Source organism: Halomonas sp. B23F22_20 (genome assembly GCF_043496985.1).
Lineage (GTDB): Bacteria > Pseudomonadota > Gammaproteobacteria > Pseudomonadales > Halomonadaceae > Halomonas.
Genome location: NZ_JBIEKH010000001.1, coordinates 80,261 through 106,698 on the forward strand (window position 1 = coordinate 80,261; position 26,438 = coordinate 106,698).

19 protein-coding genes are annotated in these 26,438 nt (G+C 67.6%); 12 read left to right on the top strand and 7 right to left on the bottom strand.

The annotated features are described in order from the left end of the window. Nucleotides 1-3 precede the first annotated feature (3 nt). The 6 genes from ACGTN6_RS00390 (at nucleotide 4) to sucD (ending at nucleotide 9,011) form a co-directional block, all read left to right on the top strand. Nucleotides 4-714 carry a succinate dehydrogenase iron-sulfur subunit gene (locus ACGTN6_RS00390; RefSeq protein ID WP_394589260.1) on the top strand — a complete coding sequence of 237 codons (711 nt, stop codon included), beginning with the start codon at nucleotides 4-6 and terminating at the stop codon, nucleotides 712-714. Nucleotides 715-922: 208 nt separating this feature from the next. Next, the gene (locus tag ACGTN6_RS00395; protein WP_394589261.1) at nucleotides 923-3,757 is read left to right on the top strand and encodes a 2-oxoglutarate dehydrogenase E1 component; all 2,835 of its coding nucleotides are present in this window, start codon (nucleotides 923-925) and stop codon (nucleotides 3,755-3,757) included. Between the two features lie 42 nt (nucleotides 3,758-3,799). After that, a complete protein-coding gene (odhB, locus tag ACGTN6_RS00400; protein WP_394589262.1) occupies nucleotides 3,800-5,347 on the top strand; it encodes a 2-oxoglutarate dehydrogenase complex dihydrolipoyllysine-residue succinyltransferase in 1,548 nt (515 codons plus the stop codon). A gap of 48 nt (nucleotides 5,348-5,395) precedes the next feature. Beyond that, the gene (gene lpdA, locus ACGTN6_RS00405) at nucleotides 5,396-6,835 is read left to right on the top strand and encodes a dihydrolipoyl dehydrogenase (RefSeq protein WP_394589263.1); all 1,440 of its coding nucleotides are present in this window, start codon (nucleotides 5,396-5,398) and stop codon (nucleotides 6,833-6,835) included. A 137-nt stretch (nucleotides 6,836-6,972) separates the two neighbouring features. Beyond that, entirely contained in the window at nucleotides 6,973-8,139 is a 1,167-nt protein-coding gene (gene sucC / locus ACGTN6_RS00410; protein ID WP_183387563.1) for an ADP-forming succinate--CoA ligase subunit beta, read from the top strand. Then, entirely contained in the window at nucleotides 8,139-9,011 is an 873-nt protein-coding gene (sucD, locus tag ACGTN6_RS00415) for a succinate--CoA ligase subunit alpha (protein ID WP_394589264.1), read from the top strand. The genes sucC and sucD overlap by 1 nt, the downstream gene beginning before the upstream one ends. Before the next feature lie 113 nt (nucleotides 9,012-9,124). Here the strand turns inward: sucD and ACGTN6_RS00420 are convergent, their stop codons facing one another. The 7 genes from ACGTN6_RS00420 to ACGTN6_RS00450 all read right to left on the bottom strand — a co-directional run bounded on the left by ACGTN6_RS00420 (nucleotide 9,125) and on the right by ACGTN6_RS00450 (nucleotide 17,235). After that, on the bottom strand, nucleotides 9,125-9,910 hold the full coding sequence (locus tag ACGTN6_RS00420; protein ID WP_394589265.1) for a diguanylate cyclase domain-containing protein: 786 nt from the start codon (nucleotides 9,908-9,910) through the stop codon (nucleotides 9,125-9,127). Further along, nucleotides 9,907-10,296: a biofilm regulation phosphoprotein SiaC gene (gene siaC / locus ACGTN6_RS00425; RefSeq protein WP_394589266.1), complete on the bottom strand. Its 390-nt coding sequence runs from the start codon at nucleotides 10,294-10,296 to the stop codon at nucleotides 9,907-9,909. Before siaC ends, ACGTN6_RS00420 begins: the two co-directional genes overlap by 4 nt. An 11-nt stretch (nucleotides 10,297-10,307) precedes the next feature. After that, on the bottom strand, nucleotides 10,308-10,841 hold the full coding sequence (siaB, locus tag ACGTN6_RS00430; protein WP_394589267.1) for a biofilm regulation protein kinase SiaB: 534 nt from the start codon (nucleotides 10,839-10,841) through the stop codon (nucleotides 10,308-10,310). 12 nt (nucleotides 10,842-10,853) lie between these two features. Next, nucleotides 10,854-12,899 carry a biofilm regulation protein phosphatase SiaA gene (gene siaA, locus ACGTN6_RS00435; RefSeq protein WP_394589268.1) on the bottom strand — a complete coding sequence of 682 codons (2,046 nt, stop codon included), beginning with the start codon at nucleotides 12,897-12,899 and terminating at the stop codon, nucleotides 10,854-10,856. 102 nt (nucleotides 12,900-13,001) lie between these two features. Continuing rightward, on the bottom strand, nucleotides 13,002-13,988 hold the full coding sequence (locus ACGTN6_RS00440) for a lysylphosphatidylglycerol synthase transmembrane domain-containing protein (RefSeq protein WP_394589269.1): 987 nt from the start codon (nucleotides 13,986-13,988) through the stop codon (nucleotides 13,002-13,004). Continuing rightward, a complete protein-coding gene (locus ACGTN6_RS00445; protein ID WP_394589270.1) occupies nucleotides 13,981-15,099 on the bottom strand; it encodes a glycosyltransferase family 4 protein in 1,119 nt (372 codons plus the stop codon). The genes ACGTN6_RS00440 and ACGTN6_RS00445 overlap by 8 nt, the downstream gene beginning before the upstream one ends. Nucleotides 15,100-15,294: 195 nt before the next feature. Continuing rightward, nucleotides 15,295-17,235, bottom strand: coding sequence for an exoribonuclease II (locus tag ACGTN6_RS00450; RefSeq protein ID WP_394589271.1), 1,941 nt, complete (start codon nucleotides 17,233-17,235; stop codon nucleotides 15,295-15,297). A 228-nt stretch (nucleotides 17,236-17,463) separates the two neighbouring features. Between ACGTN6_RS00450 and ACGTN6_RS00455 the strand changes: the two genes are divergently transcribed. The 6 genes from ACGTN6_RS00455 (at nucleotide 17,464) to ACGTN6_RS00480 (ending at nucleotide 26,420) form a co-directional block, all read left to right on the top strand. Next, a complete protein-coding gene (locus ACGTN6_RS00455) occupies nucleotides 17,464-18,198 on the top strand; it encodes a GntR family transcriptional regulator (protein WP_394589272.1) in 735 nt (244 codons plus the stop codon). A gap of 12 nt (nucleotides 18,199-18,210) precedes the next feature. After that, nucleotides 18,211-19,341, top strand: a complete 1,131-nt coding sequence (gene nagA, locus ACGTN6_RS00460; RefSeq protein ID WP_394589273.1) for an N-acetylglucosamine-6-phosphate deacetylase — start codon at nucleotides 18,211-18,213, stop codon at nucleotides 19,339-19,341. Then, the gene (locus ACGTN6_RS00465; RefSeq protein ID WP_394589274.1) at nucleotides 19,325-20,335 is read left to right on the top strand and encodes an SIS domain-containing protein; all 1,011 of its coding nucleotides are present in this window, start codon (nucleotides 19,325-19,327) and stop codon (nucleotides 20,333-20,335) included. Before nagA ends, ACGTN6_RS00465 begins: the two co-directional genes overlap by 17 nt. A gap of 201 nt (nucleotides 20,336-20,536) precedes the next feature. Beyond that, entirely contained in the window at nucleotides 20,537-23,077 is a 2,541-nt protein-coding gene (gene ptsP, locus ACGTN6_RS00470; RefSeq protein ID WP_394589275.1) for a phosphoenolpyruvate--protein phosphotransferase, read from the top strand. Next, on the top strand, nucleotides 23,074-24,777 hold the full coding sequence (gene nagE / locus ACGTN6_RS00475) for an N-acetylglucosamine-specific PTS transporter subunit IIBC (RefSeq protein ID WP_394589276.1): 1,704 nt from the start codon (nucleotides 23,074-23,076) through the stop codon (nucleotides 24,775-24,777). Before ptsP ends, nagE begins: the two co-directional genes overlap by 4 nt. A gap of 218 nt (nucleotides 24,778-24,995) precedes the next feature. Beyond that, the gene (locus ACGTN6_RS00480; RefSeq protein ID WP_394589277.1) at nucleotides 24,996-26,420 is read left to right on the top strand and encodes an OprD family outer membrane porin; all 1,425 of its coding nucleotides are present in this window, start codon (nucleotides 24,996-24,998) and stop codon (nucleotides 26,418-26,420) included. The last annotated feature ends 18 nt before the right edge of the window (nucleotides 26,421-26,438 follow it).

The window sequence follows — 26,438 nt, forward strand, 5'->3', positions numbered from 1 at the left end:
ACGATGTCCAATCTTCAGGTATCCCTGTACCGCTACAACCCGGAAACGGACTCCGCTCCCTATATGGAGGAGTTCCAGGTCGACACCCAGGGTCGCGACCTGATGGTGCTCGATGTGCTGCACCTGGTGAAGGAGCAGGACAACGGGTTGGCCTACCGCCGCAGCTGCCGCGAGGGCGTGTGTGGTTCCGACGGCATGAACATGAATGGCAAGAACGGCCTGGCCTGCATCACGCCGCTCTCCGACGTGGTCAAGAAGGGCAAGCTGACCCTGCGTCCGCTGCCCGGCCTGCCGGTCATTCGCGATCTGGTGGTCGACATGGGGCTGTTCTACAAGCAGTACGAGCGGATCCAGCCGTACCTGCAGAACGACACCCCGGCGCCGGCCATCGAGCGCCTGCAGTCACCGGAGGACCGCGACAAGCTCGACGGCCTCTACGAGTGCATCCTGTGCGCCTGCTGCTCGACCTCCTGCCCGTCGTTCTGGTGGAATCCGGACAAGTTCGTCGGTCCGGCCGGCCTGCTGCAGGCCTACCGCTTCCTGGCCGATTCCCGTGACGAGGCGACCCGAGAGCGCCTGACCGAGCTGGAGGATCCGTTCAGCGTGTTCCGCTGCCGCGGCATCATGAACTGCGTGGCGGTATGCCCCAAGGGGCTGAATCCCACGCGCGCGATCGGCAAGATCCGCGAGATGCTGCTGGCGAATGCCACTTAAATCGTGGGCCCCGGCTTGTTATCATACGCCGCGTGCTGCGACTTGCTGTCGCAGCCTGGCCCCCGGTGAGACGTCGAAGCCGGTGCCTCGTGCACCGGCTTTTGACCATCGAGAACAAGGTGTCCGCCCGCCGGCAGGCTACCAAAGATGTCGCCACGGGTGAGCCGTGACGGCCGATACCACCCCATCAGTGCAGGGTGACCGAGAGATGCAACAAGGCATAATGGAGTTGATGTGGCGCTCCTCCCATGTCAGTGGCAGCAATGTTCACTATGTGGAAGCGCTCTTTGATCAGTACCTCGATGATCCCACCGCCGTTCCCGACGAATGGCGTCAGTATTTCGACCAACTGCCGAGACCCGACGGCAGCGCCACCCCCGACGTTCCACTTGCTCCTACCCGCGAACAGTTCTATCAGCTAGGCCGTCAGCGCCGTACCGCCCAGGCTACTGCCGCCTCCGGCAGCGACGAGAGTCGCAAGCAGGTCAAGGTGCTGCAGCTGATCAACGCCTACCGCTTCCGCGGGCACCAGAAGGCCGATATCGACCCCCTCGATCTGCGCAGCCCGACCCCGGTGCCCGACCTCGACCTCTCCTTCCACCAGCTCTCCAAGGCCGATCTGGACACCGAGTTCCAGACGGGCTCGTTCTTCCTCGGCGCCGACAAGGCCCCGCTGAAGGAGATCGTCGAGGCGCTGGAGCAGACCTACTGCCGCAGCATCGGCTGCGAGATCATGCACATCGTCGATACCGAGGAGAAACGCTGGCTGCAGCAGCGCTTCGAGTCGGTGCGTTCCAAGCCCAAGTTCAGTGAAGAGGTGCGCAAGCATGTCTTCGAGCGGCTGACCGCCGCCGAGGGCCTGGAGAGCTACCTGGCCTCCAAGTATCCGGGCACCAAACGCTTCGGTCTGGAGGGCGGCGAGTCCTTCATCCCGATGATGGACGAGCTGATCCAGCGTGCCGGTGGTTACGGCACCAAGGAAGTGGTAATCGGCATGGCCCACCGCGGCCGCCTCAACGTGCTGGTCAACATCCTCGGCAAGAACCCCTCCGAGCTGATCGACGAGTTCGATGGCAAGAAGGTGGTCGAACGCGGCTCCGGCGACGTCAAGTATCACCAGGGCTTCAGCTCCAACGTCATGACGCCGGGCGGCGAAGTACACCTGGCACTGTCGTTCAACCCCTCGCACCTGGAGATCGTGGCTCCGGTGGTGGAGGGCTCGGTGCGGGCCCGTCAGGATCGCCGCAGCGACGCCGACGGTGGCAAGGTGCTGCCGATCAACGTCCATGGTGACGCGGCCTTCGCTGGCCAGGGCGTGGTCATGGAGACCTTCCAGATGTCCCAGACCCGTGCCTATCGGACCGGCGGCACGGTGCACATCGTGATCAACAACCAGGTCGGTTTCACCACCTCGCACCCTGAAGACTCGCGTTCCACCGAGTACTGCACCGACATCGCCAAGATGGTCCAGGCACCGATCTTCCACGTCAACGGTGACGATCCGGACGCCGTGCTGCATGCCACCCAGGTGGCACTGGACTATCGTCAGCAGTTCAAGAAGGACGTGGTCATCGACCTGGTGTGCTATCGCCGTCGCGGCCACAACGAGGCCGACGAGCCGTCCGGCACCCAGCCGATGATGTACAGCAAGATCAAGAATCATGCCTCTTCGCGCACCCTGTACGCCCAGCGTCTGGTCAAGGAAGGGCTGATCAGCGAGGACGATGCCAAGGCCACGATGGAGAAATACCGCGACGACCTGGTCGCCGGCAACCACGTGGCCAATGCCCTGGTACAGAAGCCCAACACCGCGCTGTTCGTCGACTGGAAGCCCTATCTCGGTCACGAATGGAGCGGCCACACCGACACCAGCTTCGACATGAAGCGCCTGCAGCACCTGGCGGCGAAGATGTGCGACATCCCGGACGGGATCGAGGTGCAGCGCCAGGTCGCCAAGATCTACGACGACCGTCGCAAGATGCAGGCCGGCGGCATGGCTACCAACTGGGGCTTCGCCGAGACGCTGGCCTATGCCACCCTGATCGATCAGGGGCATCCGGTGCGCCTGACCGGCCAGGACGTGGGGCGCGGCACCTTCTCCCACCGCCACGCGGTGGTGCACAACCAGAAGGATGGCAGCACCTATGTGCCGCTGCAGCACCTGAGCGATGGTCAGCCGTGCTTCACCATCCACGATTCCTTCCTCTCCGAGGAAGCCGTGCTGGCGTTCGAGTATGGCTATTCCACCACGGCACCCAACGACCTGGTGATCTGGGAAGCGCAGTTCGGCGACTTCTTCAACGGTGCCCAGGTGGTGGTCGACCAGTTCATCTCCTCAGGCGAGACCAAGTGGGAGCGACTGTGCGGCCTGACCATGCTGTTGCCGCACGGCTACGAGGGGCAGGGGCCCGAGCACTCCTCGGCGCGTCTGGAACGCTTCCTGCAACTGTGCGCCGAGCACAACATGCAGGTCTGCGTGCCGACCACCCCGGCGCAGATCTTCCATCTGCTGCGCCGCCAAGTGATCCGCAAGCTGAGAAAGCCCTTGGTGGTGATGTCGCCGAAGAGCCTGCTGCGCCACAAGGAGGCCATCTCAAGCCTCGATGAGCTGGCCAACGGCAGCTTCCAGATGGTACTTCCCGACCAGGGCAAGCGCGACGCCGAGAAGGTCGAGCGCATCATCCTGTGTGCCGGCAAGGTCTACTACGACCTGGCCAACTGGCGCGAGGAGAACGCTCGCGACGACGTGGCCATCCTGCGCCTCGAGCAGCTCTATCCGTTCCCCGAGGCCGAGCTCCTCGAGGCGATCCAGGCCTACACCAACGCCAGCGAGATGGTGTGGTGCCAGGAAGAGCCGCTCAACCAGGGCGCATGGTATTCCAGTCAGCATCACATGCGCAGCGTGGCGGAGCAGCTCAAGACGGGCCTGGGCGGCAAGCTCAAGTTCGCCGGCCGACCGGCCTCGGCGGCGCCCGCGGCGGGCTACATGTCCGTGCACACCGAACAGCAGCGCAAGCTGGTGGAAGACGCCTTCAACCTCTAAGGCAGCCCACCGGGACGAGAGAGAACACACAAGGGAAACGACATGGCTACCGAGATCAAGGCACCCACCTTTCCGGAATCCGTTGCCGAAGGCAGCGTGGCCGCCTGGCACAAGCAGCCGGGTGACAGCGTCGAGCGTGACGAACTGATCGTCGAAATCGAGACCGACAAGGTGGTGCTCGAGGTCGTGGCACCCGAGGCCGGTACCCTGGCCGAGGTGCTGGCGGAAGAGGGCGATACCGTTGAGTCCGAGCAGGTCCTTGGCCGCCTCGGCGAAGGCGCGGCCAGCGGCGGCGACAAAGCCGAGGCCGCCAGCGAGGAGAAGAGCGACGCCAAGCCGGAGGCCGCCCCGGCCGGCGGCGGCCAAGCGCACGAGGTGAAGGCGCCGACCTTCCCCGAGTCCGTTCAGGAAGGCACCGTGGCCAGCTGGGCCAAGCAGGTCGGCGAAGCCGTCAAGCGCGACGAGGTGCTGGCCGAGATCGAGACCGACAAGGTCGTGCTCGAAGTGGTCGCACCCGCCGACGGTGCGCTGTCCGAGATCAAGGCCGAGGAAGGCAGCCAGGTGACCTCCGAGCAACTGCTCGCGGTGTTCACCGAAGGGGCCGGCGGCAGCGCCAGCCCGACCGGTGCCGGCGAGGGCAAGGCCGCGGCATCCGCCGATGACGGCGCCAGCGACGAGAAGGTCGGCGACAAGATCCTGGCCCCGGCCGCGCGCAAGCTGGTCGCCGAACACGACCTCGACGTCGCCAAGCTCGAGGGCACCGGCAAGGGCGGTCGCGTCCTCAAGGAAGACGTGCAGAAGGCCATCAAGGACGGCAGCGCCAAGAAGGCCGCCAAGCCGGCCGGCGGTGCCAAGGCCGCCGCGGCGCCGGCCCCGGCCGTCGAGGGCGAGCGCCCCGAGAAGCGCGTGCCGATGACCCGCCTGCGCAAGACCATCGCCAAGCGTCTGGTCGAGGCCCAGCAGACCGCCGCCATGCTGACCACCTACAACGAGGTGGACATGGGCGCGGTGATGGACCTGCGCGCGCAGTACAAGGAGACCTTCCTCAAGGCCCACGACACCAAGCTCGGCTTCATGGGCTTCTTCGTCAAGGCAGCCTCCGAGGCGCTCAAGCGCTTCCCCGACGTCAACGCCTCCATCGACGGCGACGACATCGTCTACCACGGCTACCAGGACATCGGCGTTGCCGTGTCAACGGACCGCGGCCTGGTGGTGCCGGTGCTGCGTGATACCGACAGCATGAAGATTGCCGACGTCGAGAAAGGCATCGTCGACTTCGGCAAGCGGGCCCGCGACGGCAAGCTGGGCATCGACGAGATGCAGGGCGGCACCTTCACCATCACCAACGGCGGGATCTTCGGCTCGCTGATGTCTACACCGATTCTCAACCCGCCGCAGACCGCTATCCTGGGCATGCACAAGATCCAGGAGCGTCCCATGGCGGTGAACGGCAAGGTCGAGATCCGTCCGATGATGTACCTGGCGCTGTCATACGATCACCGCATGATCGACGGCAAGGACGCGGTGCAGTTCCTGGTGACCATCAAGGCGCTGCTCGAAGATCCGGCCCGCCTGCTGCTGGACGTCTGATCCGCACGGGCAACAGAGACATAGCGAAACACAACGCAAGGAGCCAACATGGCCGACAAGTTTGATGTCATCGTGATCGGTGCGGGCCCCGGCGGCTACGTCGCCGCCATCCGTGCCGCCCAACTGGGCCTGAAGACCGCCTGCGTCGAGAAGTGGATCGGCAAGCAGGGCAAGGTCGTTCACGGTGGGACCTGCCTGAACGTGGGCTGCATTCCCTCCAAGGCCCTGCTTGAGGCCTCCCACAAGTTCGTCGAGGCCAAGAACGACTTCGACGAGATGGGCATCGAGGCCGGTGACGTCACCATGGACGTCAAGAAGATGATGGCCCGCAAGGATCAGATCGTGAAGAACCTGACCGGCGGCATCTCCGGCCTGTTCAAGGCCAATGGGGTGACTCCGATCGACGGTACCGGCAAGGTCATCGGCAGCAAGCAGGTCGAGGTGACCGATCCGGACGGCAAGGCGGCCACCTATGAGGCCGACAATATCGTGGTCGCCGCCGGCTCGGTGCCGGTGGAGATCCCCCCGACCCCGCTGACCGAGGGCCTGATCGTCGATTCCACCGGCGCCCTCGAGTTCGAGGAGGCGCCCAAGCGTCTCGGCGTGATCGGCGCCGGCGTCATCGGTCTCGAGCTCGGCAGCGTGTGGAACCGTCTGGGCTCCGAGGTCACCGTCCTCGAGGCCATGGACGACTTCCTGCCGATGGTCGACGGCGCGATCGCCAAGGAAACCCAGAAGCTGCTCAAGAAGCAGGGCCTGGATATCAAGCTGGGCGCCCGCGTCACCGGCTCCGAGGTCAAGGGCGACGAGGTCGTGGTCAAGTACTCCGACGCCAAGGGCGAGCAGGAGATCACCTTCGAAAAGCTGATCGTCTGTGTCGGCCGCAAGCCGTACACCAAGGGCGTGATCGGTGAAGGCGTGGGCGTCGAGCTCGACGAGCGCGGCTTCATCCACGTCGACGACCAGTGCCGCACCAGCGTGCCGGGCGTATACGCCATCGGCGACTGCGTGCGTGGCCCGATGCTGGCCCACAAGGCCTCCGAGGAAGGCATCATGGTCGCCGACATCATCGCCGGCCATAAGGCCGAGATGAACTACGACGCCATCCCCAGCGTGATCTACACCTTCCCCGAGGTGGCCTGGGTCGGCATGACCGAGCAGGATGCCAAGGCGGCCGGCATTGAGGTCAAGACCGGCGCCTTCCCGTTCGCCGCCAGCGGTCGTGCCATGGCCAACAACGCCACCGAAGGGCAGGCCAAGGTGATCGCCGATGCCGAGACCGATCGTATCCTGGGCATGCACATCGTCGGCCAGCACGCCGGCGAGATGATCGCCCAGGGCGTCATTGCCATGGAGTTCGGCTCCAGCGCCGAGGATCTGGCGCTGTCCTGCTATGCGCACCCGACCATGTCCGAGGCCGTCCACGAGGCTGCCCTGGCCGTGGAAGGTCACGCCATCCACATGGCCAATCGCAAGAAGCGCAAGTAAGACAACAAGAGCGCCGCCCTCGGGCGGCGCGTCCCCTTCGGCGACGCATCGAAGGGGAACGGTGGTAGCCGCCGCCTGTCGTCTCAGGCAGTGCAGAGGCTACCGTTCGAGTCACATGCAACCAATGGCATGAATCGATGAACCTTCACGAGTATCAGAGCAAACAGCTGTTTGCCGACTATGGTCTGCCCGTTTCCAAGGGCTTTGCCGTCGACACCCCCGAAGAGGCGGCGGAAGCCTGCAAGAAGATCGGCGGTGAGATGTGGGTCGTCAAGGCCCAGGTCCATGCCGGTGGCCGCGGCAAGGCCGGTGGCGTCAAGCTGATCAAGAGCCCGGAGGAGGCCAAGGCCTTCGCCGAGCAGTGGCTGGGCAAGAACCTGGTGACCTTCCAGACCGACGAGAAGGGCCAGCCGGTCGCCAAGATCCTGGTCGAGAACTGCACCGACATCGCCAACGAGCTCTATCTCGGCGCCGTGGTCGATCGCGCCACCCGTCGCGTGGTCTTCATGGCCTCCACCGAGGGCGGCGTCGAGATCGAGAAGGTCGCCGAGGAGACGCCCGAGAAGATCCTCAAGGCCGAGATCGATCCGCTGGTCGGCGCCCAGCCGTACCAGGCCCGTGAGCTGGCTTTCCAGCTGGGTCTCGAGGGTGCGCAGGTCAAGCAGTTCACCAAGATCTTCCTGGGTCTGTCCAAGCTGTTCCACGACAAGGACCTGGCGCTGCTCGAGATCAACCCGCTGGTGATCACCGACGAGGGCAACCTCCACTGCCTGGACGCCAAGATCAACCTGGACGGCAACGCCCTGTACCGTCACCCGGACCTGCAGGCGATGCGTGACCCCTCCCAGGAGGATCCGCGCGAGGCCGAGGCCGCGGCCTGGGACCTCAACTACGTGGCCCTGGACGGCAACATCGGTTGCATGGTCAACGGCGCAGGCCTGGCGATGGGCACCATGGACATCGTCAACCTCAACGGCGGCAGCCCGGCCAACTTCCTGGACGTCGGCGGCGGTGCCACCAAGGAGCGCGTGGCCGAGGCGTTCAAGATCATCCTCTCCGATGACAACGTCAAGGCCGTGCTGGTCAACATCTTCGGCGGCATCGTGCGCTGCGACATGATCGCCGAGGGTATCATCGGTGCCGTCGAGCAGGTCGGCGTCAACGTGCCGGTCGTGGTGCGTCTCGAGGGTAACAACGCCGAGCTGGGCGCCGAGAAACTGGCCTCCAGCGGTCTGAACATCATCGCTGCCAAGAGCCTCACCGACGCGGCTCAGCAGGTCGTCAAGGCAGCGGAGGGCAAGTAATGAGCATCCTGATCGACAAGAACACCAAGGTCATCTGCCAGGGCTTCACTGGCGGCCAGGGGACCTTCCACTCCGAGCAGGCGATCGCCTACGGCACCCAAATGGTCGGCGGCGTGACCCCGGGCAAGGGCGGCCAGGAGCACCTGGGCCTGCCGGTGTTCAACACCGTCAAGGAAGCGGTCGAGCAGACCGGCGCCGAGGCCAGCGTGATCTACGTGCCGGCCCCGTTCTGCAAGGACTCGATCCTCGAGGCCGCCAACGCCGGCATCAAGCTGATCGTGTGCATCACCGAAGGCATCCCGACCCTTGACATGCTCGACGTCAAGGTCAAGTGTGACGAGCTGGGCGTGCAGCTGATCGGTCCGAACTGCCCCGGCGTGATTACCCCGGGCGAGTGCAAGATCGGCATCATGCCGGGCCACATCCACAAGCCGGGCAAGGTCGGTATCGTGTCGCGCTCTGGCACCCTGACCTATGAGGCGGTCAAGCAGACCACCGATCACGGCTTCGGCCAGTCCACCTGCGTGGGCATCGGCGGTGACCCGATTCCGGGCTCTACCTTCATCGATATCCTCGAGAAGTTCGAGCAGGATCCGGCCACCGAAGCGATCGTGATGATCGGCGAGATCGGCGGTACCGCCGAGGAAGAGGCGGCCGCCTACATCAAGGCCAACGTCTCCAAGCCGGTCGTCTCCTACATCGCCGGTGTCACCGCGCCTCCCGGCAAGCGCATGGGCCATGCCGGCGCCATCATCGCCGGTGGCAAGGGCACCGCGGACGAGAAGTTCGGCGCCCTCGAGGCGGCGGGCGTCAAGACCGTACGCTCTCTGGCCGAGATCGGCGACGCTCTGAAGGAAGCCACCGGCTGGTAAGCTGTGGCTTTCGGAACGAGACGCGAAAAGGGCACCCTGCGGGGTGCCCTTTTTCATGTCCGTGCCCCGTCATGAATAGCGTTGACACCCTCGGCTACGCCGAGGGGGATAACTCAGCCTGCGCGGCGCGCGCGGTCGCGGCCCTCGCGTTTGGCAGTCAGCAGCGCCTGATCGGCTCGGTGGATGGTGTCTCGGTAATTCTCGTCGGGCTGGTGTTCGGCGATGCCGATACTGGCGGTGACGGTGGTGGGCTCACCCGAGGCATCCAGTGCCAGGTCCAGTTGGCGCAGTCGATCGCCGAGCCGGGCGACCAGGCACTCGGCCTGGTCGAGCCGGGTGGTCGGCAGTGCCAGCAGGAACTCTTCGCCGCCCCAGCGGCCGCACAGGTCGCCGGCACGCAGCGAGGCCGTCAGGGTCTTGGCCAGGGCGACCAGGGCGCGGTCCCCCGCGGCATGGCCGTAGCGGTCGTTGATGACCTTGAAGTGATCGATATCGATCATCGCCACACTGAAAGGCTGGCTGGCATCGTCGGTCATCTCTTCGAGGTGCTGATGGAGGCGGCGTCGGTTGGCCAGGCCGGTCAGCGGGTCCTGGCCCGAGACATCTTCCAGGGCCTGGTTGCGCTCGTGCAGGAGTTCCTGGAAGCGGTCGGCGATGCGCGAGAGCTTGCGCTGGCGACGGCGCTGATGTTCCAACTGGTGGCGGGCGTCGTGCAGGTCGTATTGGGCGCTCTGCTGAAAGCCGTCGGCAATGCTGATCAGCCGTTCCAGCCGCTCTCGCTGCTCCAGATGGTGGCGATAGAGGCGCTCCAAGGCCCCATGCAGCGGGTGGTCGCGATGGATCGGATCGTCGAGCAGTGCTGTCACCTCGTCGAGCAGGGCCTGGTCCCGATTTTTCACGAGCCTACCTCGAGCGGCAGGATGGCGAAGGGATAGCTGCAGTCCTCCTTGAACTCCTCGGCCAGCTCGGCAATGCGCTCATTGCGCGGGTCGTAGCGCCATTCGACGCCGACCACGCGTCCGCCCTCGTGGGCCTCCTCGAGCAGGTCGAAGATGTCCATCATGGCCTTGACCGAGCTGGTGTTCAGATAGACGAGTTCCAGGACCAGCGTCAAGGGGCGAGACTCTTGTTCCAGAAAGGCCTCGACCCATTCGATGACCTGGCTGAAGAGTTCGTAGGAGTTTTCCGGATAGGAATCGCCCTGCATGGCAAGGCGGCCGGACTGCCAGTCGCTCTGGATCGCAGGCGTGGACGGGCTGCCGGAAAGGTTCAGATCGTGGCTCATGGCGATGACCGTTAAATGGTGGCTGTCAGGCTAAAAAAACTTTGGCTTGATGACAACGGTTGCAGGGAGGCTTCCAGCGGCCGCGTCGACTTGCGTGCCATGTCGATCAGTCCCAGCCCGGCGCCGCTGGTGGCGGCCTCGTCGCGGGGACGGCGCAGCTGCTGCTTGTAGGCGCGCTTGAGCTCGCCGGCATCGAGCCCCGCCAGGCTCTCTACGGCCTCGACCAATCGATGGCCGTCGGTATTCTCGACCAGGTTGCCGGCCGAGACCAGGTAGCGGCCGTCGCCGTCCCGGGCCACGGCGATGGTGGCGGTGGCGTCTTCCTCACCATAGTTTTGTAGCAGGGCATAGTGGCGAATGTTCTGGGTCATTTCGATATAGACGGCGAAGACGTCCATCGCCGAGGAAGGGGCGGCGGACTGGCTGTTGAGATAGTTGCGCAGGGCATGACCGATTTCCTCGATCAGGCTGCGCGAGATCGGGCCGTTGAAGCACAGCATGATGCGTTGCTGCAGGTAATTGTTGCGCAGGCTCAGCAGATTCATGGCGTCTCCGGGTCAGGTGGGCAAGGGGAGGCGGGCGTCGCGAGACGCGGCCTTGGGTGGCCTATCGAAACGGAAGCACAGCAGGGTGATATCGTCGCGCTGGGGATGCTCGCCGCGGTAGGCGTCCAGTTCGGCCTCGAAGGCGGCGACTTGGTCGTCCAGCGGCGCGTCGGCATGGCGTAGCAGCATGGCTTCGAAGCGGCGGTTGCCGAAGCCGAAGCCGTGCTCGCCGCCGGCCTGGTCGAGAAAGCCGTCGCTGCACAGCGAGTAGGTCCAGCCCTGGCGCAGCGGCAGGCGGTGGTTCTCGTGGGTCATGGAGCGTTTCTGGCCCAGGGCCCGCTTACCCCCGGGCTGGACCTCCAGTCGCTCGCCGTCGCTGGCATACAGCGACATCTTGGCGCCGGCGAAGGTCAGGACATCGGCGCCATGCCCGACCCATACCAGTCCCACGTCCATGTTGGTGGCGATCGAGGAGGGCAGGGTCTCCCGGTTCAGGGTGGCGCGATTCTGACGGTCGGTCTCGTTGAGGATGGCCGCCGGGTCGTGTGCCCCCACGTGCAGGATGGCATTGTCGATGATGGCCCGGGCCAGCATGGTCATCAGCGAGCCGGGCACGCCGTGCCCTGCGCAGTCGATGACGCCCATCAGGTAGCCGGTTTCGGTCGCCCGGAAAACATAGAAATCGCCGCCTACCTGGTCCCGGGGCCGCCACAGAACGGCCTGGTGGCCTGCCAGGTGCATGTCCAGCTGGCGGCTGGGCAGGATGGCGCGCTGGATGATGCTGGCATATTCCAGCGACGCATCGACCTGGCGCCGCGCGGTGACCATCTCGGCGTTGGTGGCTTCCAGCTCCCGGGTGCGATGACGCACCTGTTCCTCCAGTTCTTGGGTGTGGCGCTCGATCTGGCCGGCCATATGGGCAAAGGCACGAGACAGCTCGCCGATCTCGTCATCGCGCTCCGTGGGCAGGTGGCTGCCGTAATGGCCGTCGGCGATCGCGCGCGCCGAGTGCTGCAGGCGACGTATCGGGCCCAGGATCAGCCGCTCGGTGCCATAGGCGAAGCCGGCCATGACGATCGCCAGCACCAGCGTCAGGGCGACCACCAGCGGCCAGAACCAGCGCCCCTCGAACACCGGAGCGCTCTTGAGATCCAACGCCGAGACGAACAGCCACTGCAGTTCGGGAATGTAGCCCACCGACAGCAGGCGCGGCTGTCCTTCTAGGGTGGCTTCGAGGCTATGCACCTCGCCGGGCCGGCGCCGGGCATCAAGCATGGCGTCCTCCAGGCGCTCGCGCTGGGCCGCATCGCCAAGCAGCGACTGGAGCCGTGGCGTATCCCCGGCCAGCCGAGTCTGGGCGCCGGAGTTGAAGGCCAGCCGCTGGCGGTCGGGATGGGCCTGAATGGCGCCACGGCTGTCGATGATCATCGGCGTCAGGCCAGCAGCATTGTCGCGCAGGAAGTCGTCGAGAAAGCGGCTCAGGTCCAGGCCGCCGCCGGCCATGCCCAGACGCCTGCCGTCCTCCTGCACCTTGACGTTGATCCATACCTTGGCCAGACCCAGCTTGCCGTCGATATTGACGTTGATGTTGTAGGTGGCACTGCTGTCCATGGTGGAGAAGTACCAGGCATCCTCCGGATCGTCCAGTGACAGCCGATAGCGAGGACGGCGGCTGGGCGATGAGTCGTCATCGTTGTAGTAGTAGTTGCCAGTGGCGTCGGCCACCACGAAATAGGCGCCGCCGCTGAACTGCTCGCGAAAGCCCTCGGCCTCGCGGAAGAAACGATCGCGTCGTTGCACATCGTCAGGAGTGGCCAGCCACTCCTGGGTCACCACCGAATCGGCGAAGCGGCGGGCCAGAGCCAGTTCCCGTGAGACGGGGGCGAGAATTTTCTGCATGTGCAGCAGGGTGTACTGCTCGGCATAGCGGGTGGCGAAGTGATGGCGGACATCGTCGATGGCCTGCCAGCCGATCAATAGGGCCGGAATCAGGGCTAACAGGCAGGCCAGCAACAGCGTCAGCGTGGACTGGCCACGCAGCCCCCAGCGATTGGCCATGAACGAATTCCCTTGCATCGGAGCGGCGGCGAGCCAAGGGCGTCGCCGACAGATCCATGTATCATTATGTAAGTGATATAAGATGCCACAGAAGGCGAAAAACTACGAGTCGGGAAGTGTGCGGGAGCGGCCAGTGTGCGCACGCAGCATCGTCACGAACACCGGGGCGCCGGCCAGCAGATAACAGTGGAAAGTGACGAAGCGCCACACCACGATAGCCGCGCCGGCGGTGGCCTGCCCGACCAGCGGGACCAACAGCACCCCGGTGCCGAGCTCCGCGGCGCCGGCGCCGCCGGGCAGCAGGCTCAGCTGGCCGGCCGCCATCGACAGCATCTGCACCAGGAAGGCCCAGCTCCAGGCCACGTCGGCGCCGAGGCCGGAGAGAGCCAGGTAGAGCAGGCTATAGCGCACCAGCCAGTGGCCAGCACAGCAGGCCATGATCAGCGCCAGGGTCGGGCGTGGCAGGGCCAGGGTGGCTAGCAGCGCGCGGCGAAAGTGCAGCAGTCGCCTGGCCAGCCTGGGGCGCTTCTTCATCGGATGGCCGTGGCGCAGCAGCGTCGGTAGGCGGATCACCAGCAGCGCGATGCCGACCAGCAGCAGCGCCAGGATACCGATGGTGGCAATCAGCAGCCCCTGATGGGGCCAGGGCACCGCCGTGGCGAGTGACACCAGCACCAGTCCGCTGAGGGCCAGCAGGAAGAACAGCAGGTCGCAGCACTGATCGATCATGAATATCGCCGAGGCCCCTGCCGGGCGCAGGCCGCGACGGGCCAGCAGCAGCAGCAGCGTGGCCGGGCCGCCGCTGCCGCCCGGCGTGGCGCAGATGGCGAATTCGGTGGCCATGACCAGTCCCAGGGCGCTCCGCTGGCCGAGCCTTCCGGCACGGCCCGCCAGCAGCAGGCGCAGGCGCAGGGCGTTAAGGTTCCAGCACAGGGCTACCAGCGCCAGCATCCCCGCGAGCAGACCCAGGGGAAAGTCGCCCAGCGCCGCCAGTGCGTCGCGTCCGCCGACCATCAGCGGTACCGCCGATGCCAGCACCAGCGCGACGGCCAGCCATCTCCAGCGGTGTCGCCGAAGACGATCAACCATGCCGGGAGAGGCGCGAGTCCGTGGGTCGCTGGGCCAGGGTGGCGTAGTGCTCCAGCAGACCGTCGATCACCCTGTCCCAGTGGAAGCGTCGCTCCACATAGCGACGTGCGTGACGGCCGCTGGCTGCTGCCCCGTTGAGGAACAGCGCCTCCACCGCCTCGGCCATGGCGACATCGTCGCGGGGCGTGCACAGCACGCCACCGCCCAGCGGTACGTTCTCGATCAGCGCGCCGGCCCTGGCGGCCACCACCGGTAGGCCACAGGCCATGGCTTCCAGCGCCACCAGGCCGAAGGTCTCGCGTGTGCCGGCATGCAGCATGGCATCGGCGCTGGCCAATGCCCGGCCCACCTCGCGGCGATCGCAGTAGCGCGATACCACCGTGACGTTGTCGGGCACCCGGGTCGGCATGCCGGGGCCCATCAGCAGCAGGTGATAGGGGCGACCAAGGCGCTGCAACGTGCGCAGCAGCACGTCGATGTTCTTTTCCCGGGAGTGGCGTCCGGCGAAGACCAGTAGCCGGGTGTCGTCGGGCAGCCCCAGCGAGGCCCGCCAGGCCGGATCGGCGCGATCGGGGTGGAACGTGTCCAGATCGACGCCCAGTGGCTGGACGCGGACGTCGTTCACGCCCCAGTCGGTCAGGCGCTCGGCCATGGCGTGGCAGGGCGCGAGCACGCCGTCGAAGCGACGGTAGAGATCCACGACATAGCGCTGCAGACGACGGCGCACCACGTTGCCGAAGCGGTCGCCCATTAGCCGTGGCAGGTCGGAGTGGTAAAAGCCGATGACCGGCACGCCGAGCCGCTGTCCGGCTTCCAGCGCTGCCCAGGCGGTGACGTAGGGATCGCCGGCCTCGATCAGGTCCGGGGAGAGGTCCAGCAGTCGGTCACGCCAGGGTGCGCGACGCAGCGGGAAGCGGTAGCCCTGTCCTAGCGGCAAGCGCAGGGCGGGCAGGGTGTGGTGATCGTCGAGGCCGTCGCGCTCGGCGCCCGGCACCAGCAGGCTCGAGCGCAGGCCGGGATGGGCGGCGATTCGGCGCCGCTTGGCCTGAAGATAGGTGCGCACGCCGCCGCTCGAGGGGGCGTGAAACATGGTGACGTCGGCGATATGCAAAGGGTCCCTCCCGCGCGGGCCGATGGTTCAGCCATAACGCTACGCGGGCTTTGCGACAGTTCGACGACATGAGCCTCGAGGACATGGGCTTCGAGGAAAAGTGTCTGCGCTCGTCGACTCTTGGTGTGTGGATTAACGCAAAACGGCGGCCCGAGGGCCGCCGTTTCACGTGCGTGGCATGGTGCGAGAAGGCGCTTATTCGGCCGGGCGGCCAACCAGCGAGCGGGTCTCCTCGCGGGCCTCGGTCAGCGCCACGCGGGTGACGTCGCCGAGCTTGAAGCGCTCAACGCCTTCGATCTGGATGCGGCCTTCCTTGTCATCGATCACCACCTTGTCGCGGTCGCTATGCATCAGCGGCGCCGGCACGAAGGCGGTGGCACCGTTGGCGGTCAGGCGCACACGCATGCCGCCACGGTTGATGGCGATGATCTCGGCCTCGAAGCTCTCGCCGGACTCGGCGGCACTGCCCAGGAATCGTACGTAGAGCCAGTCCTTGACGTCGCGCTCGGCCAGGCGGTTCAGGCGGCGGCGTTCGGTGAGCTGCTCGGTGAGCGCCTGGCTGGCCTCGGCCGGGGCCTGCTCACCCTTGAGCACGCGCTTGATCAGGCGATGGTTGACCATGTCGCCGTACTTGCGAATCGGCGAGGTCCAGGTGGCATAGGCATCGAGTCCCAGGCCGAAGTGCGGACCAGGCTGGGCGGACATGTTGGTGAAGCCCTGGAAGCGGCGCAGGCGGGCGTCCAGCCAGGCGTCGTCGCGGCCCTCGAGTTCGCGCTTGAGCTCCTTGTAGCGGGGCAGCTCGGTCAGTGCCTCGAGCTCGACCTGGATTTCCTGGCTGGCCAGGAACTCCTGGGCGGCCTCGGCCTTGTCGGCCTCGAAGGCGCGATGGACGTTGAAGATGCCGTGGCCCACGTGCTGGCTGAGCAGGTCGGCGCAGCAGGCGTTGGCCGCGATCATCGATTCCTCGATCATGCGGTTGGCGATGCGCCGCTCCTCGGTGCGGACGTTCAGCACGTTGCCGGCGGCGTCGAGATCGAAGACGTAATCCGGTCGATCCTTGAACACCAGGGCATGCTCGGCCCGCCAGCTGGCGCGTGCCTCGGTCAGCTCGCGCAGGGCCTTGAGCTGTTCGCCGATGGCGTCCGCCGGTGCCCAGTCGCCCTGGCCCTCGAGCCAGTCGGAGACGTTGTCGTAGACCAGCTTGGCATGGGAGCGGGCGGTGGCGGCGAAGAAGCGGTAGCCGCCCAGGCTGCCGTCGGCCTCGATGTCCAGCGCACAGGCCAGCACCGGGCGCTCACGGTCTTCCCACAGCGAGCACAGGTCGTCGGCCAGCGTCTCGGGCAGCATGGTGACGTTCTGGCCCGGCAGGTAGACGGTGAAGGCGCGGGTGCGCGCCTCGAGGTCGGCGGCGTGGCCTTCCTCGACGTAGGCGGTGGGGTCGGCGATGGCCACGGTCAGGGTCCAGCCGCCACCCTCGCGGGGCACCACCCGCAGGGCGTCGTCCATGTCGCGGGTCTTCTCGCCGTCGATGGTGAAGAACGGCTCGGCGGTCAGGTCCTCGCGCTCGAGGCCCTCGTCGCGCAGCGGCCAGTCGTCGCCGGCGTCCGGGCATTCCTGCTCGAGGGCGTGGCGGGCCAGGGTCACCCGCCAGGGCACCGCCGGATCGTCGGTCTTGGCTACCAGCTCGTCGATCTGGGTGAAGAAACCACGGTCCTCGGGCTTGAGCGGATGACGCACCAGGCGCACCACGACCCAGTCGCCATCGCCCAGGCTCGCCTCGTCGAGGCTGCGCTTGACCCTCGCCTTCAACGGGGCATTCATCGACGGATGATCGGGGATCACCGCCAGGCGCCCGTCGCGCTTCTTCACGCGGGCAATGAAGCGTTCCATGCCGCTCTCGATCAGGGTGTCGGGCTCCACGGACTTCTTCTCGCCCTCTTCGTGGAGCACGGCCTGGACCCGATCGCCATGGAGCACCTGTTTCATGGCGGGGGGCGGCACGAAGTAGGACTCGCCGTCGTCGGTCTCGAGGAAACCGAAGCCGCGGTCGGTGGCCTTGATGACCCCCTCGACGCGGGGCGTGTTGTCGCGGATCTGTTGCTTGAGCTGAGCAAGCACCGAGTTGTTCTGCAGCATGGGTCACGATCGATTGGCGGGAGTAGGGGAGCCACTATACGGATTCCGCCAGCCGGCGCCAATCGGGCGATGGCCGGTATCCCTCCCTGCCGTCGCGAGGAGGGCGAGGAGCGTCGCCGGCCAGCGCTCGGGGGAGGCCTCGGACCAAGGTCTAAGACGATTGGTATTTAATTGGTATTGTTGGTGGTCTACATTGGTACTATCAAGATGCCAAGACGAGACCGCCCAATGGATGCCCGCCTGCAACAGCTTCATCTCGATACCTCGCTGCCGACGCCGCTCTATCACCAGCTGGCCAGCGGGCTCGAACGCGCCATCGAAGCCGGCGCCTGGCTGGCCGGCGAGGCGTTGCCTTCCGAACGGGCCCTGGCCGAGGCGCTGGATGTGTCACGCATTACCGCCCGCAAGGCGCTGGACCGGCTGGCCGAGCTGGGCCTGATTCGCCGCACGCGCGGATCGGGAACCTTCATCACCCCGCGCCTCAACCAGCCACTGACCCGACTGGTGAGCTTCACCGAGATGCTCACCCAGCGCGGCTTCATGCCGACCTCGCGTTGGTTGTCACGCACGCTGGCCGCGCCCACCGCCGAGGAGAGCTTGCGCCTTGGACTCGCCGGCGACGCCCGGGTCTCCCGGCTCAAGCGCCTGCGCCTGGCCGATGGCGTGGTGATGGCGGTGGAGGAGAGCTGCCTTCCCCAAGCGATCCTCACCGACCCCGAGACGGTGGAGAGTTCGCTCTACGCCACCCTGGACGCCGGCGGCCACAGCGTGGCGCGGGCCCTGCAGCACGTCAGCGCGATCAACGCCGACGCCGAGCTGGCCCGGTTGGCGGAGGTCCCCGAGGGGCAGGCGCTGCTCGAGGTGACCCGCCTGGGCTATCTCGCCGACGGCACCCCGGCGGAGCTGACCGTCACCTACTGTCGCACCGACTACTACGACTTCGTGGTCGAACTCACCCGCTGAGAGGAAGCCCCCATGTACGAAGGCAAGCTCTACGGCAATGTCCTGACCCCCGACGGCTGGCGGCTCGGCGAGCTGTGCTGGCGCGACGGGCGCCTCGCCGCGCTGCCAGAGGCACCGGTAGATCCCGACGACAACGACCTGCCGCGTATCCTGCCCGGCTTCCTCGACCTGCACGTGCACGGCGGCGGCGGGGCGGACGTGATGGAAGGCGGCGCGGCCCTGGCCACCGTGGCGCGCACCCATGTGCGCTTCGGCACCACCGGCCTGCTGGCCACTACCATGACCGCCCCGGACGCCGAAATTCGCCGCGTGCTCGGCGACATCGGCGACTACCTGCGCGACCCGGCGCCGGACGCCGCCGGCGTGCTCGGCGTGCACCTGGAAGGCCCCTACATCAATCCCGGCAAGCTCGGCGCCCAGCCGTCCCATGCGCGCCCCGGCCTGCTCGAGGAGGTCGAGTCGCTGTGCCGGCTGGCGCCGATCCGCCTGCTGACCCTGGCCCCGGAGCTGGCCGGCCACCTGACCCTGATCCGCGAGCTCAGCGAGCGCGGCATCCGCGTGCAGCTCGGCCACACCCTGGGCAGCTACGAGGAAGGGGTGGCGGCGCTTGAGCACGGCGCCTGCGGCTTCACCCACCTGTTCAACGCCATGAGCGGGCTGCATCACCGCAAGCCCGGCATGGTCGGCGCGGCCCTGGCCCATGCCGACTACGCCGAGCTGATCCCCGACCTGCTGCACGTGCATCCCGGTGCCATTCGCGCCGCCCTGCGCAGCATTCCCTATCTCTATGCGGTGACCGACTCCACCGCCGCGGCGGGCATGCCCGACGGCGACTACCGGCTCGGCGAGCAGGCCGTCACCAAATGCCTGGGCGGCGTGCGCCTGGCCAACGGCACCCTGGCCGGCAGCACCCTGACCATGGACCAGGCGCTGCGCAACCTGGTGAACCTCGGCCTCACGCTGGCCGAGGCCTCGGATCGGCTGTCGCGCTTTCCCGCCGACTTCCTCGGCCGCCAGGATCTGGGCCGCCTGGCCGAGGGTGCCCGGGCCGACCTGGTGGTGCTGGACCCTGAACTCAACCTGCAGGCCGTCCACGTGGCGGGCCGGCGCATCGAAGGAGAACCCCATGTCACTGATGCTTGACGAAGCCCGCAACGCGCCCGAACGGATCCGCGGACAGCTGCAACGCAACGCCGAGGTCATGGCCGCGCTAGGAAGCCGCCTGCGCGAGGCGGCGCCGAGCGGCGCGCTGACCGTGGCCCGTGGCAGTTCCGACCACGCCGCGGCCTATCTGGGCTATCTGGTCATGAAGCACCTGGGCATCCCGGTGGCCTCGTTGCCGCCGTCGCTTGCCGGCGCGCCCTGGCGGCTGTCCGGTCAGCTGGCGGTGGCGATCTCCCAATCGGGGCAGAGCCCCGACCTGATCACCGCCCAGCGGGCCCTGGCCGCCGGCGGTGCCCGCACCCTGGCGCTGGTCAACACCCCCGAGTCGCCGCTGGGAGAGGCCAGCGACGACGAGGTGGCGCTGTTCGCCGGGGAGGAGCTCAGCGTGGCGGCCACCAAAAGCTACCTGGCGACGCTGTCCGCCGGCGCCCAACTGGTCGGCCACTGGGCTGGCGACGAGGCGTTGCTGGCGGCGCTCGAGGTGCTGCCAGACCGCCTGAGCGAGGCGGCCGGGCAGGACTGGTCGCCGGCCATCGAGGCCCTGGTCGGCGTCGAGCGGATGATGGTGATCGGTCGCGGCCCCGGCCTGGCGGTGGCCCAGGAGGCGGCGCTCAAGTTCAAGGAGACCTGCGCCATCCAGGCCGAACCGTTCAGCGGCGCCGAGGTGCGCCACGGCCCCATGGCGCTGATCGAGGAGGGCTATCCGGTGCTGGTGTTCGCGCCGCGCGGCGCCGAGCAAGCCGGGCTACTGGAGCTGGCGGCGTGGCTCGAGGGCGTGGGCGCCCGGGTGCTGCTGGCCGCCGATGCGGGCGTTGCCCGGCGCCACCTGACCCTGACCGACGCCGGCCACGACGACCTGCAGCCGCTGTCGGTGATCCAGAGCTTCTATGCCATGGCCGCCGGGCTGGCCGAGGCCCGGGGTAGCGATCCGGACCGTCCTCGCCACTTGCGCAAGGTCACCCGCACTTACTAGGCAAGCACGGATTTATTGCTGCGCTCGACGACTCACATGGATGTGGGACGTGCGTAGGTTGGTATGCAACGAACCTAGCCATCCTGGCCCCGTCAACTCAGGTTGTTGCGCTCCGGCGGCGGCCAGCCTCTCATCGCCCGCGACATGAATCCGCGCTTCTCTAAGGCTCACAACTCACAACAACACCCCATGGAGACTTCCATGCCTACCCCATCCCTGACCCTGCAGGCGCCGTGCGACGGCGTGCTGCTGCCCCTGCACGCGGTGCCGGACCCGGTCTTCGCCGGCCTGGCGCTGGGCGAGGGCATCGCCCTGGACCCGCTCGGCGATACCCTCCATGCGCCCTGCGACGGCGAGGTGGTGCAGTGTGCCCGGACCCGCCATGCCGTGACCCTGCGTACCGCCGAGGGCGTCGAGCTATTGCTGCATCTGGGCTTGGATACCGTCGAACTGGACGGCGAGGGCATCGAGCTTGCCGTCGCGACCGGCGATCGGGTGGCAGCCGGCCAGCTGCTGTGCCGCTTCGACCCCGACCTGTTGGCCCGTCGGGCCAAGGCCCTGATCACCCCACTGGTGGTCACCGAGCCTGCCGGCTACCGGATCGCGTCGGGCGAGCGGGCCAGCGGACAGCGCGTGGCCCAGGGCGACGCGCTGCTGACTCTGACTCAGACGCAGCAGCACGCGTCGCCCGCTGTGGCCGATGGGCCGACCCGCTCTTGCGAACTGGTCCTGGCGCTGGCCGCCGGCCTGCACGCTCGACCGGCTGCGCGGCTGCGGGGCATTGCCCGGGAACACGGGGCGAGCCTGACGGTGGCCTCGGCGGACGGCGAGGCGTCGGCCGACAGCCTAAGCGCGCTGATGAACCTGGGCGCGGTCGAGGGCACCGCCTTGACGCTGACGGCGCGGGGCGAGGGGGCAGAGGCGGCCCTGGACGACGCCCAGCGGCTGCTGACCACGCCCGAGGCGGCCGAGCCTGCCCCCGCGCTCCAGGCGAGCCTCGCCGAGGCCGCCGACGGCCAGTATCCCGGGCTGGTGGCGAGCACTGGCCTCGCGATCGGCCCGCTGGTCGCCTACACCCCGGCGTTGCCCCGGGTGCCGCGGGATGGCGAGGGTCAGTCGGTCGAGGCGCCGCGCCTGACCCGCGCCCTGGAAACGGTGGGCGACGACCTCGATGCCGAGTATCGGCGCGCCCGGGCGGCCGGCCAGGAGGCCGAGGCGGAGATCTTCGCCGCCCACCAGGCCTGGCTGGAGGATCCCGACCTGCGTCGGGCGGCAGACGATCATCTCGCCGCGGGCCGCAGCGCCGGTCAGGCCTGGCGTGAGGCACTGGATGCCGAGGCCGAGCGCCTGGTCGACAGCGGCAACCCGCTGCTCGCCGGACGCGTCGCCGACCTGCGCGACCTGCAGCGCCGGGTGATGGCCGAGTTCGCCGAGGCCGAGGCAGCGGCCCCCGAGGTGCCCGCCGGGGCCATCGTGCTCGCCGAGGATCTTACCCCCTCCGAGCTGGTGGCCCTGGCCGAGGCCCGCCCGGCCGGGCTGTGCCTCTCCGCCGGTGGTACCACCTCCCACGTGGCGATCCTGGCCCGGGCCCGTGGCATCCCCTGCCTGGTGGCCATGGGCCAGTGCATCGGCGAGCTCGACGGCGAGCGGGCCGTGCTCGATGCCGAAGCCGGGCTGCTCGAGCCGGCACCGAGTGCCGCGCGCCTGGCCGAGGTCGAGGCGGCCATCGCCGAGCGCGCCGAACGCGCCGCCCGGGAGCGTGCCGCCGCCCATGAGCCGGCCGTCACCCGCGACGGTCGCGAGATTGAGGTGGGCGCCAATATCGGCTCCGCCGACGAGGCGCGGCTGGCCGCCGAGGCCGGCGCCGACGGCATCGGCCTGATGCGCAGCGAGTTCCTGTTCCTCGAACGGTCCGCGGCACCCAGCGAGACCGACCAGTGCGGCGAGTACCAGGCCGCGGTGGACGCCCTGGGCGGCAAGCCGGTGATCATCCGTACCCTCGACATAGGCGCCGACAAGCAGCTGCCCTACCTGCGCCTGCCCCAGGCGCCCAACCCGGCGCTGGGCCTGCGCGGCTCGCGGCTGTGGGAGAGTCATCCCGAGCTGCTCGACGCCCAGCTGCGCGCGCTGCTCGGCGTCACGGCCCCGGAGCGGCTGCGCATCATGGTGCCGATGATCGGCGACGCCGGTGAACTGGCCCGGGTGCGCGAGCGCCTCGAGCGACTCGGCGAGTCGCTGGGCCTGACCCGGCTGCCGGCGCTGGGCGCCATGATCGAGGTGCCGAGCGCCGCCCTGTGTGCCAGGCGTCTCGCCGCCGAGGCCGACTTCCTGTCCATCGGCACCAACGATCTGACCCAGTACACCCTGGCCATGGACCGCGAGGATCCCGGGCTAGCGGCCCGCGCCGACGTGCTGCATCCGGCGGTGCTGACGCTGATCCGCGCCACCGTGGAGGGCGCCGCCGGGCGCTGTCCGGTGGGGGTGTGCGGCGCCGCCGCCGGCGACGATCTGGCCGCACCGCTGCTGGCGGCGCTGGGCGTCGACGAGCTCTCGGTGGAGCCGGCCCGGGTGCCGGCGATCAAGGCCGCGCTGCGTCGCCTGGACGCCGCGGCCCTGGCCGGGACGATCCCCGAGCTGCTGACCCTCGACGATGCCGCTGCGGTACGCGAGCGCCTTTCGGCCTGGTTCGCCGCGGATGTCACTCGTACCACAACAACAACCCACGAGAGGATGCCCTCATGAGCACCACCCTCGGTTCCCGACTCATGGCCGGCCTGCAACGGCTGGGCCGCTCGCTGATGCTGCCCATCGCCGTGCTGCCGGTGGCCGGCCTGCTGCTGCGCCTGGGCCAGCCGGACCTGCTCGACATCGCCTTCGTCGCCGAGGCCGGCAATGCCATCTTCGCCAACCTGGCGCTGATCTTTGCCATCGGCCTGGCGGTGGGCTTTGCCGACGACAACAACGGCGCCGCCGGCCTGGCCGGGGTGATCGGCTATCTGGTGCTGGACGCCGTGCTCAAGACCCTCAACCCTGACATCAACATGGGGGTGCTGGCCGGGGTGATCATCGGCAGCGTGGCGGGCCTGCTCTACAACCGCTACAAGGCGATCCAGCTCCCGGACTACCTGGCCTTCTTCGGCGGCCGGCGCTTTGTGCCCATCGCCACCGGACTGGCGGCCGTGGGCCTCGGCATCGTCTTCGGCTGGGCCTGGCCGACTATCCAGGCCGGCATCGATGGCCTGGGCCACTGGCTGATCGAGGCCGGGGAGTTCGGCAAGTTCGTCTACGGCGCGCTCAATCGGCTTCTGATCGTCACCGGCCTGCACCACGTGCTCAACAGCTTCGTATGGTTCGTGTTCGGCAGCTTCGACGGCGCCACCGGCGACCTCAATCGCTTCTTCGCCGGCGATCCCACTGCCGGGGGCTTCATGGCCGGCTTCTTCCCGGTGATGATGTTCGGCCTGCCGGCCGCGGCGCTGGCCATGTACCACGCTGCGCCGCGCGGCCGCCGCGCCCAGGTGGGCGGCCTGCTGCTGTCACTGGCGCTGACTGCCTTCCTCACCGGGGTGACCGAGCCCATCGAGTTCACCTTCATGTTCCTGGCGCCGCTGCTCTACGTCTTCCACGCGGTGATGACCGGGGTGTCCATGGCGCTGATGCACTGGCTGGACGTCAAGCTCGGCTTCACCTTCTCCGCCGGGGCCTTCGACTATGCACTGTCCTACGGACTGTCCACCCACGGTTGGCTGATGCTGCCGGTGGGGCTGGCCTATGCCGCCCTCTACTACATGGTGTTTCGCTGGACCATCGTGCGCTTCGACCTGCCGACGCCGGGCCGCGAGCCCGAGGACGAGGCCGCCGAGGCGGCGCCCGCGGCCATCGGCGAACGCGGCCCGGCCTTCGTTGCCGCCCTCGGTGGGGCGAACAACCTGACGAGCGTCGGCGCCTGCACCACCCGGCTGCGCCTGGTGCTCGCCGATGCCGGCGCCATCGACGAGCCCGCGCTCAAGTCCCTGGGATCGCGTGGCGTGCTCAAGCTGGGTGGCGGCGGCCTGCAGGTGATCCTCGGCCCGATCGCCGACGGCGTAGCCGACGAGATCCGCGCCGCCGTGGCGGGTGCCGGCCTGGCGGCTCCCGATGACGCTTCGCCGGACACGTCGGGCGACACCGAGCGCGACGCGCAGGTCGCCACTCCGGTGCCGGATGCCGAGCGGCTCGAGCGCTGGCGCGAGGCCCTCGGAGGCGTGGACAACCTGCGTCGCCTGGAGGCCCTGGCCTATAGCCGGCTGCGCGTCGAGCTGGCCGACGAGGACCGGCTGGACGGTGCGGCCCTCGAGGCCCTGGGCTGCCGGGGCATGCAGTCGCTGGGGCAGGGCGCCTGGCACCTGGTGGTCGGCGACCAGGCGGGCACCATCGCTGCTTCCCTGTCGGTGCGCGACTGACCGTCATTCCCGTCGCTCCGCGTTCCTAGCGGAGCGTTTCTCCGGCGGCCGTGTCCGGCCGCCATCCTTTCGCCTTGTCATCCAGCATGGCCTCTCGGGGCCGTGGCGGGTGCCTGCGCGCCAGCACTCGGCGGAGGGAGACCGTCGAGCCGGGCCCGGTCGGGCCCATGACAACCGAGATGTCCACACAACAATGCCAACAAGCCAAGGAGACAACGATGCAGTCGTTTCATCGTCATTGCGCCGTGTCGACGTCGCTCATCGGCGGGCGCGGCCGACGCCGCCTGCTGGTGAGTGTCGTGGCGTTATCGCTATGGCCCTCGCTGACACCGGCACTGGCCCAGGTGGAGACCGAAGGCTTCTGGGAAAACGCGAGCCTCGACGCCAACCTTTATTACATCTACCGCGATCGCGACCGCCGCGAGGGCGGCAGGGGCGCCAACGGCGAGGGGCAACCCGGGCGTTACGCTTCCAACCTCCAGCACTCCACCGCCAATCTGGCGCTCGACTTCTCCAGCGGCTATGCCGGGGGCGTGGTGGGGCTGGATCTGGCGGCCTTCGCGGCCTATGACTTCCAGAATCAACACCAGGGCACGGAATTCAACTTCCGGCCGGCCGATACCCTGTGGGACGAGCGGTGGGATGGCAAGGAGGAGAACGGCGCGAGCCTGTACCGTGCCGCCCTCAAGCTGAAGCTGGGCGATAGCTGGGCGCGGATGGGGTATCTACAGCCCCAGGGAACCAGCGTCATCGCCCCCAACTGGTCTTATCTGCCGGGCACCTATCGGGGCGCGGAAGTCGGCACCGAGATCGGCGGTGTGGCGCTGAGCTATGTCTATGCCGATGCCTACAAGGCGCCCTGGTACCGCGATGTCTATGAATTCCGTCAGCCCGATGATCGGAAGATCGATTACCTGCATTCCCTGGGGGCGTCCTACCGTTTCGAGGATGGTGTGACACTCGAGGCCGCGATTGGCCAGGCCCACGACTACATGAACCAGGGCTTCGCCAAGGTGTCCTGGGATACCGAGCTGGCCGGCTCGCCCCTTTCCCTGAGTTATCAGTTCTATGGCGCGAACGATAGCCACAGCGACGGCTCGGTAAACGACGTCTATGACGGCACCGCCTGGCAGCAGGCCATGACGGCTAGCTACAGTCGTGGGCCCTTCGATTGGAATCTGGAGTTCTCCTGGGTGCGAGCCCCCGGCTCGCAGGGGTATTTCGTCCCGCGCATGACCACGCCCTATGCCTCGTCCAACGGACGCCTCGATATCTGGTGGGACGCTCGCTCGGACTGGAATCACCACGATGAGAAGGCGATCTATGCCGGCGTCGAATACGCCCTCGATGGCTGGTCGCTGCCGGGGTGGGCCCTGGGCGTGTCCTACGCCTATGGCTGGGGCGCGAAACCCTATGCGGGCTATGCCGATCCGGATCGCCGCTTCAGTGAACGGGCCTGGAACGTCGATGTGCATTACGTCGTGCAGGACGGCTGGGCCGAGGGCACTCGTTTCCAGCTGCACTACACCGACTATGACAACCGCACCGATTACGCCTCCTGGGGCGAGGGCGGTTTCAAGAACGCCTTTCAGGACGAGCGCGACGTGAAGTTCTTGATCGTGGCGCCGTTCTCCCTGCTGTAACGCCCCGATCGTGTCCGG

Bases quoted from the DNA above. Each gene is read 5' to 3' on its own strand.
- ACGTN6_RS00480 (WP_394589277.1), top strand. From the start codon at position 24,996: ATGCAGTCGTTTCATCGTCATTGCGCCGTGTCGACGTCGCTCATCGGC.
- ACGTN6_RS00455 (WP_394589272.1), top strand. From the start codon at position 17,464: ATGGATGCCCGCCTGCAACAGCTTCATCTCGATACCTCGCTGCCGACG.
- siaC (WP_394589266.1), bottom strand. From the start codon at position 10,296: ATGAGCCACGATCTGAACCTTTCCGGCAGCCCGTCCACGCCTGCGATC.
- ACGTN6_RS00395 (WP_394589261.1), top strand. From the start codon at position 923: ATGCAACAAGGCATAATGGAGTTGATGTGGCGCTCCTCCCATGTCAGT.
- siaA (WP_394589268.1), bottom strand. From the start codon at position 12,899: ATGGCCAATCGCTGGGGGCTGCGTGGCCAGTCCACGCTGACGCTGTTG.
- nagA (WP_394589273.1), top strand. From the start codon at position 18,211: ATGTACGAAGGCAAGCTCTACGGCAATGTCCTGACCCCCGACGGCTGG.
- ACGTN6_RS00450 (WP_394589271.1), bottom strand. From the start codon at position 17,235: ATGCTGCAGAACAACTCGGTGCTTGCTCAGCTCAAGCAACAGATCCGC.
- ACGTN6_RS00390 (WP_394589260.1), top strand. From the start codon at position 4: ATGTCCAATCTTCAGGTATCCCTGTACCGCTACAACCCGGAAACGGAC.
- sucC (WP_183387563.1), top strand. From the start codon at position 6,973: ATGAACCTTCACGAGTATCAGAGCAAACAGCTGTTTGCCGACTATGGT.
- ACGTN6_RS00440 (WP_394589269.1), bottom strand. From the start codon at position 13,988: ATGGTTGATCGTCTTCGGCGACACCGCTGGAGATGGCTGGCCGTCGCG.
- nagE (WP_394589276.1), top strand. From the start codon at position 23,074: ATGAGCACCACCCTCGGTTCCCGACTCATGGCCGGCCTGCAACGGCTG.
- odhB (WP_394589262.1), top strand. From the start codon at position 3,800: ATGGCTACCGAGATCAAGGCACCCACCTTTCCGGAATCCGTTGCCGAA.
- ACGTN6_RS00465 (WP_394589274.1), top strand. From the start codon at position 19,325: ATGTCACTGATGCTTGACGAAGCCCGCAACGCGCCCGAACGGATCCGC.
- siaB (WP_394589267.1), bottom strand. From the start codon at position 10,841: ATGAATCTGCTGAGCCTGCGCAACAATTACCTGCAGCAACGCATCATG.
- sucD (WP_394589264.1), top strand. From the start codon at position 8,139: ATGAGCATCCTGATCGACAAGAACACCAAGGTCATCTGCCAGGGCTTC.
- lpdA (WP_394589263.1), top strand. From the start codon at position 5,396: ATGGCCGACAAGTTTGATGTCATCGTGATCGGTGCGGGCCCCGGCGGC.
- ptsP (WP_394589275.1), top strand. From the start codon at position 20,537: ATGCCTACCCCATCCCTGACCCTGCAGGCGCCGTGCGACGGCGTGCTG.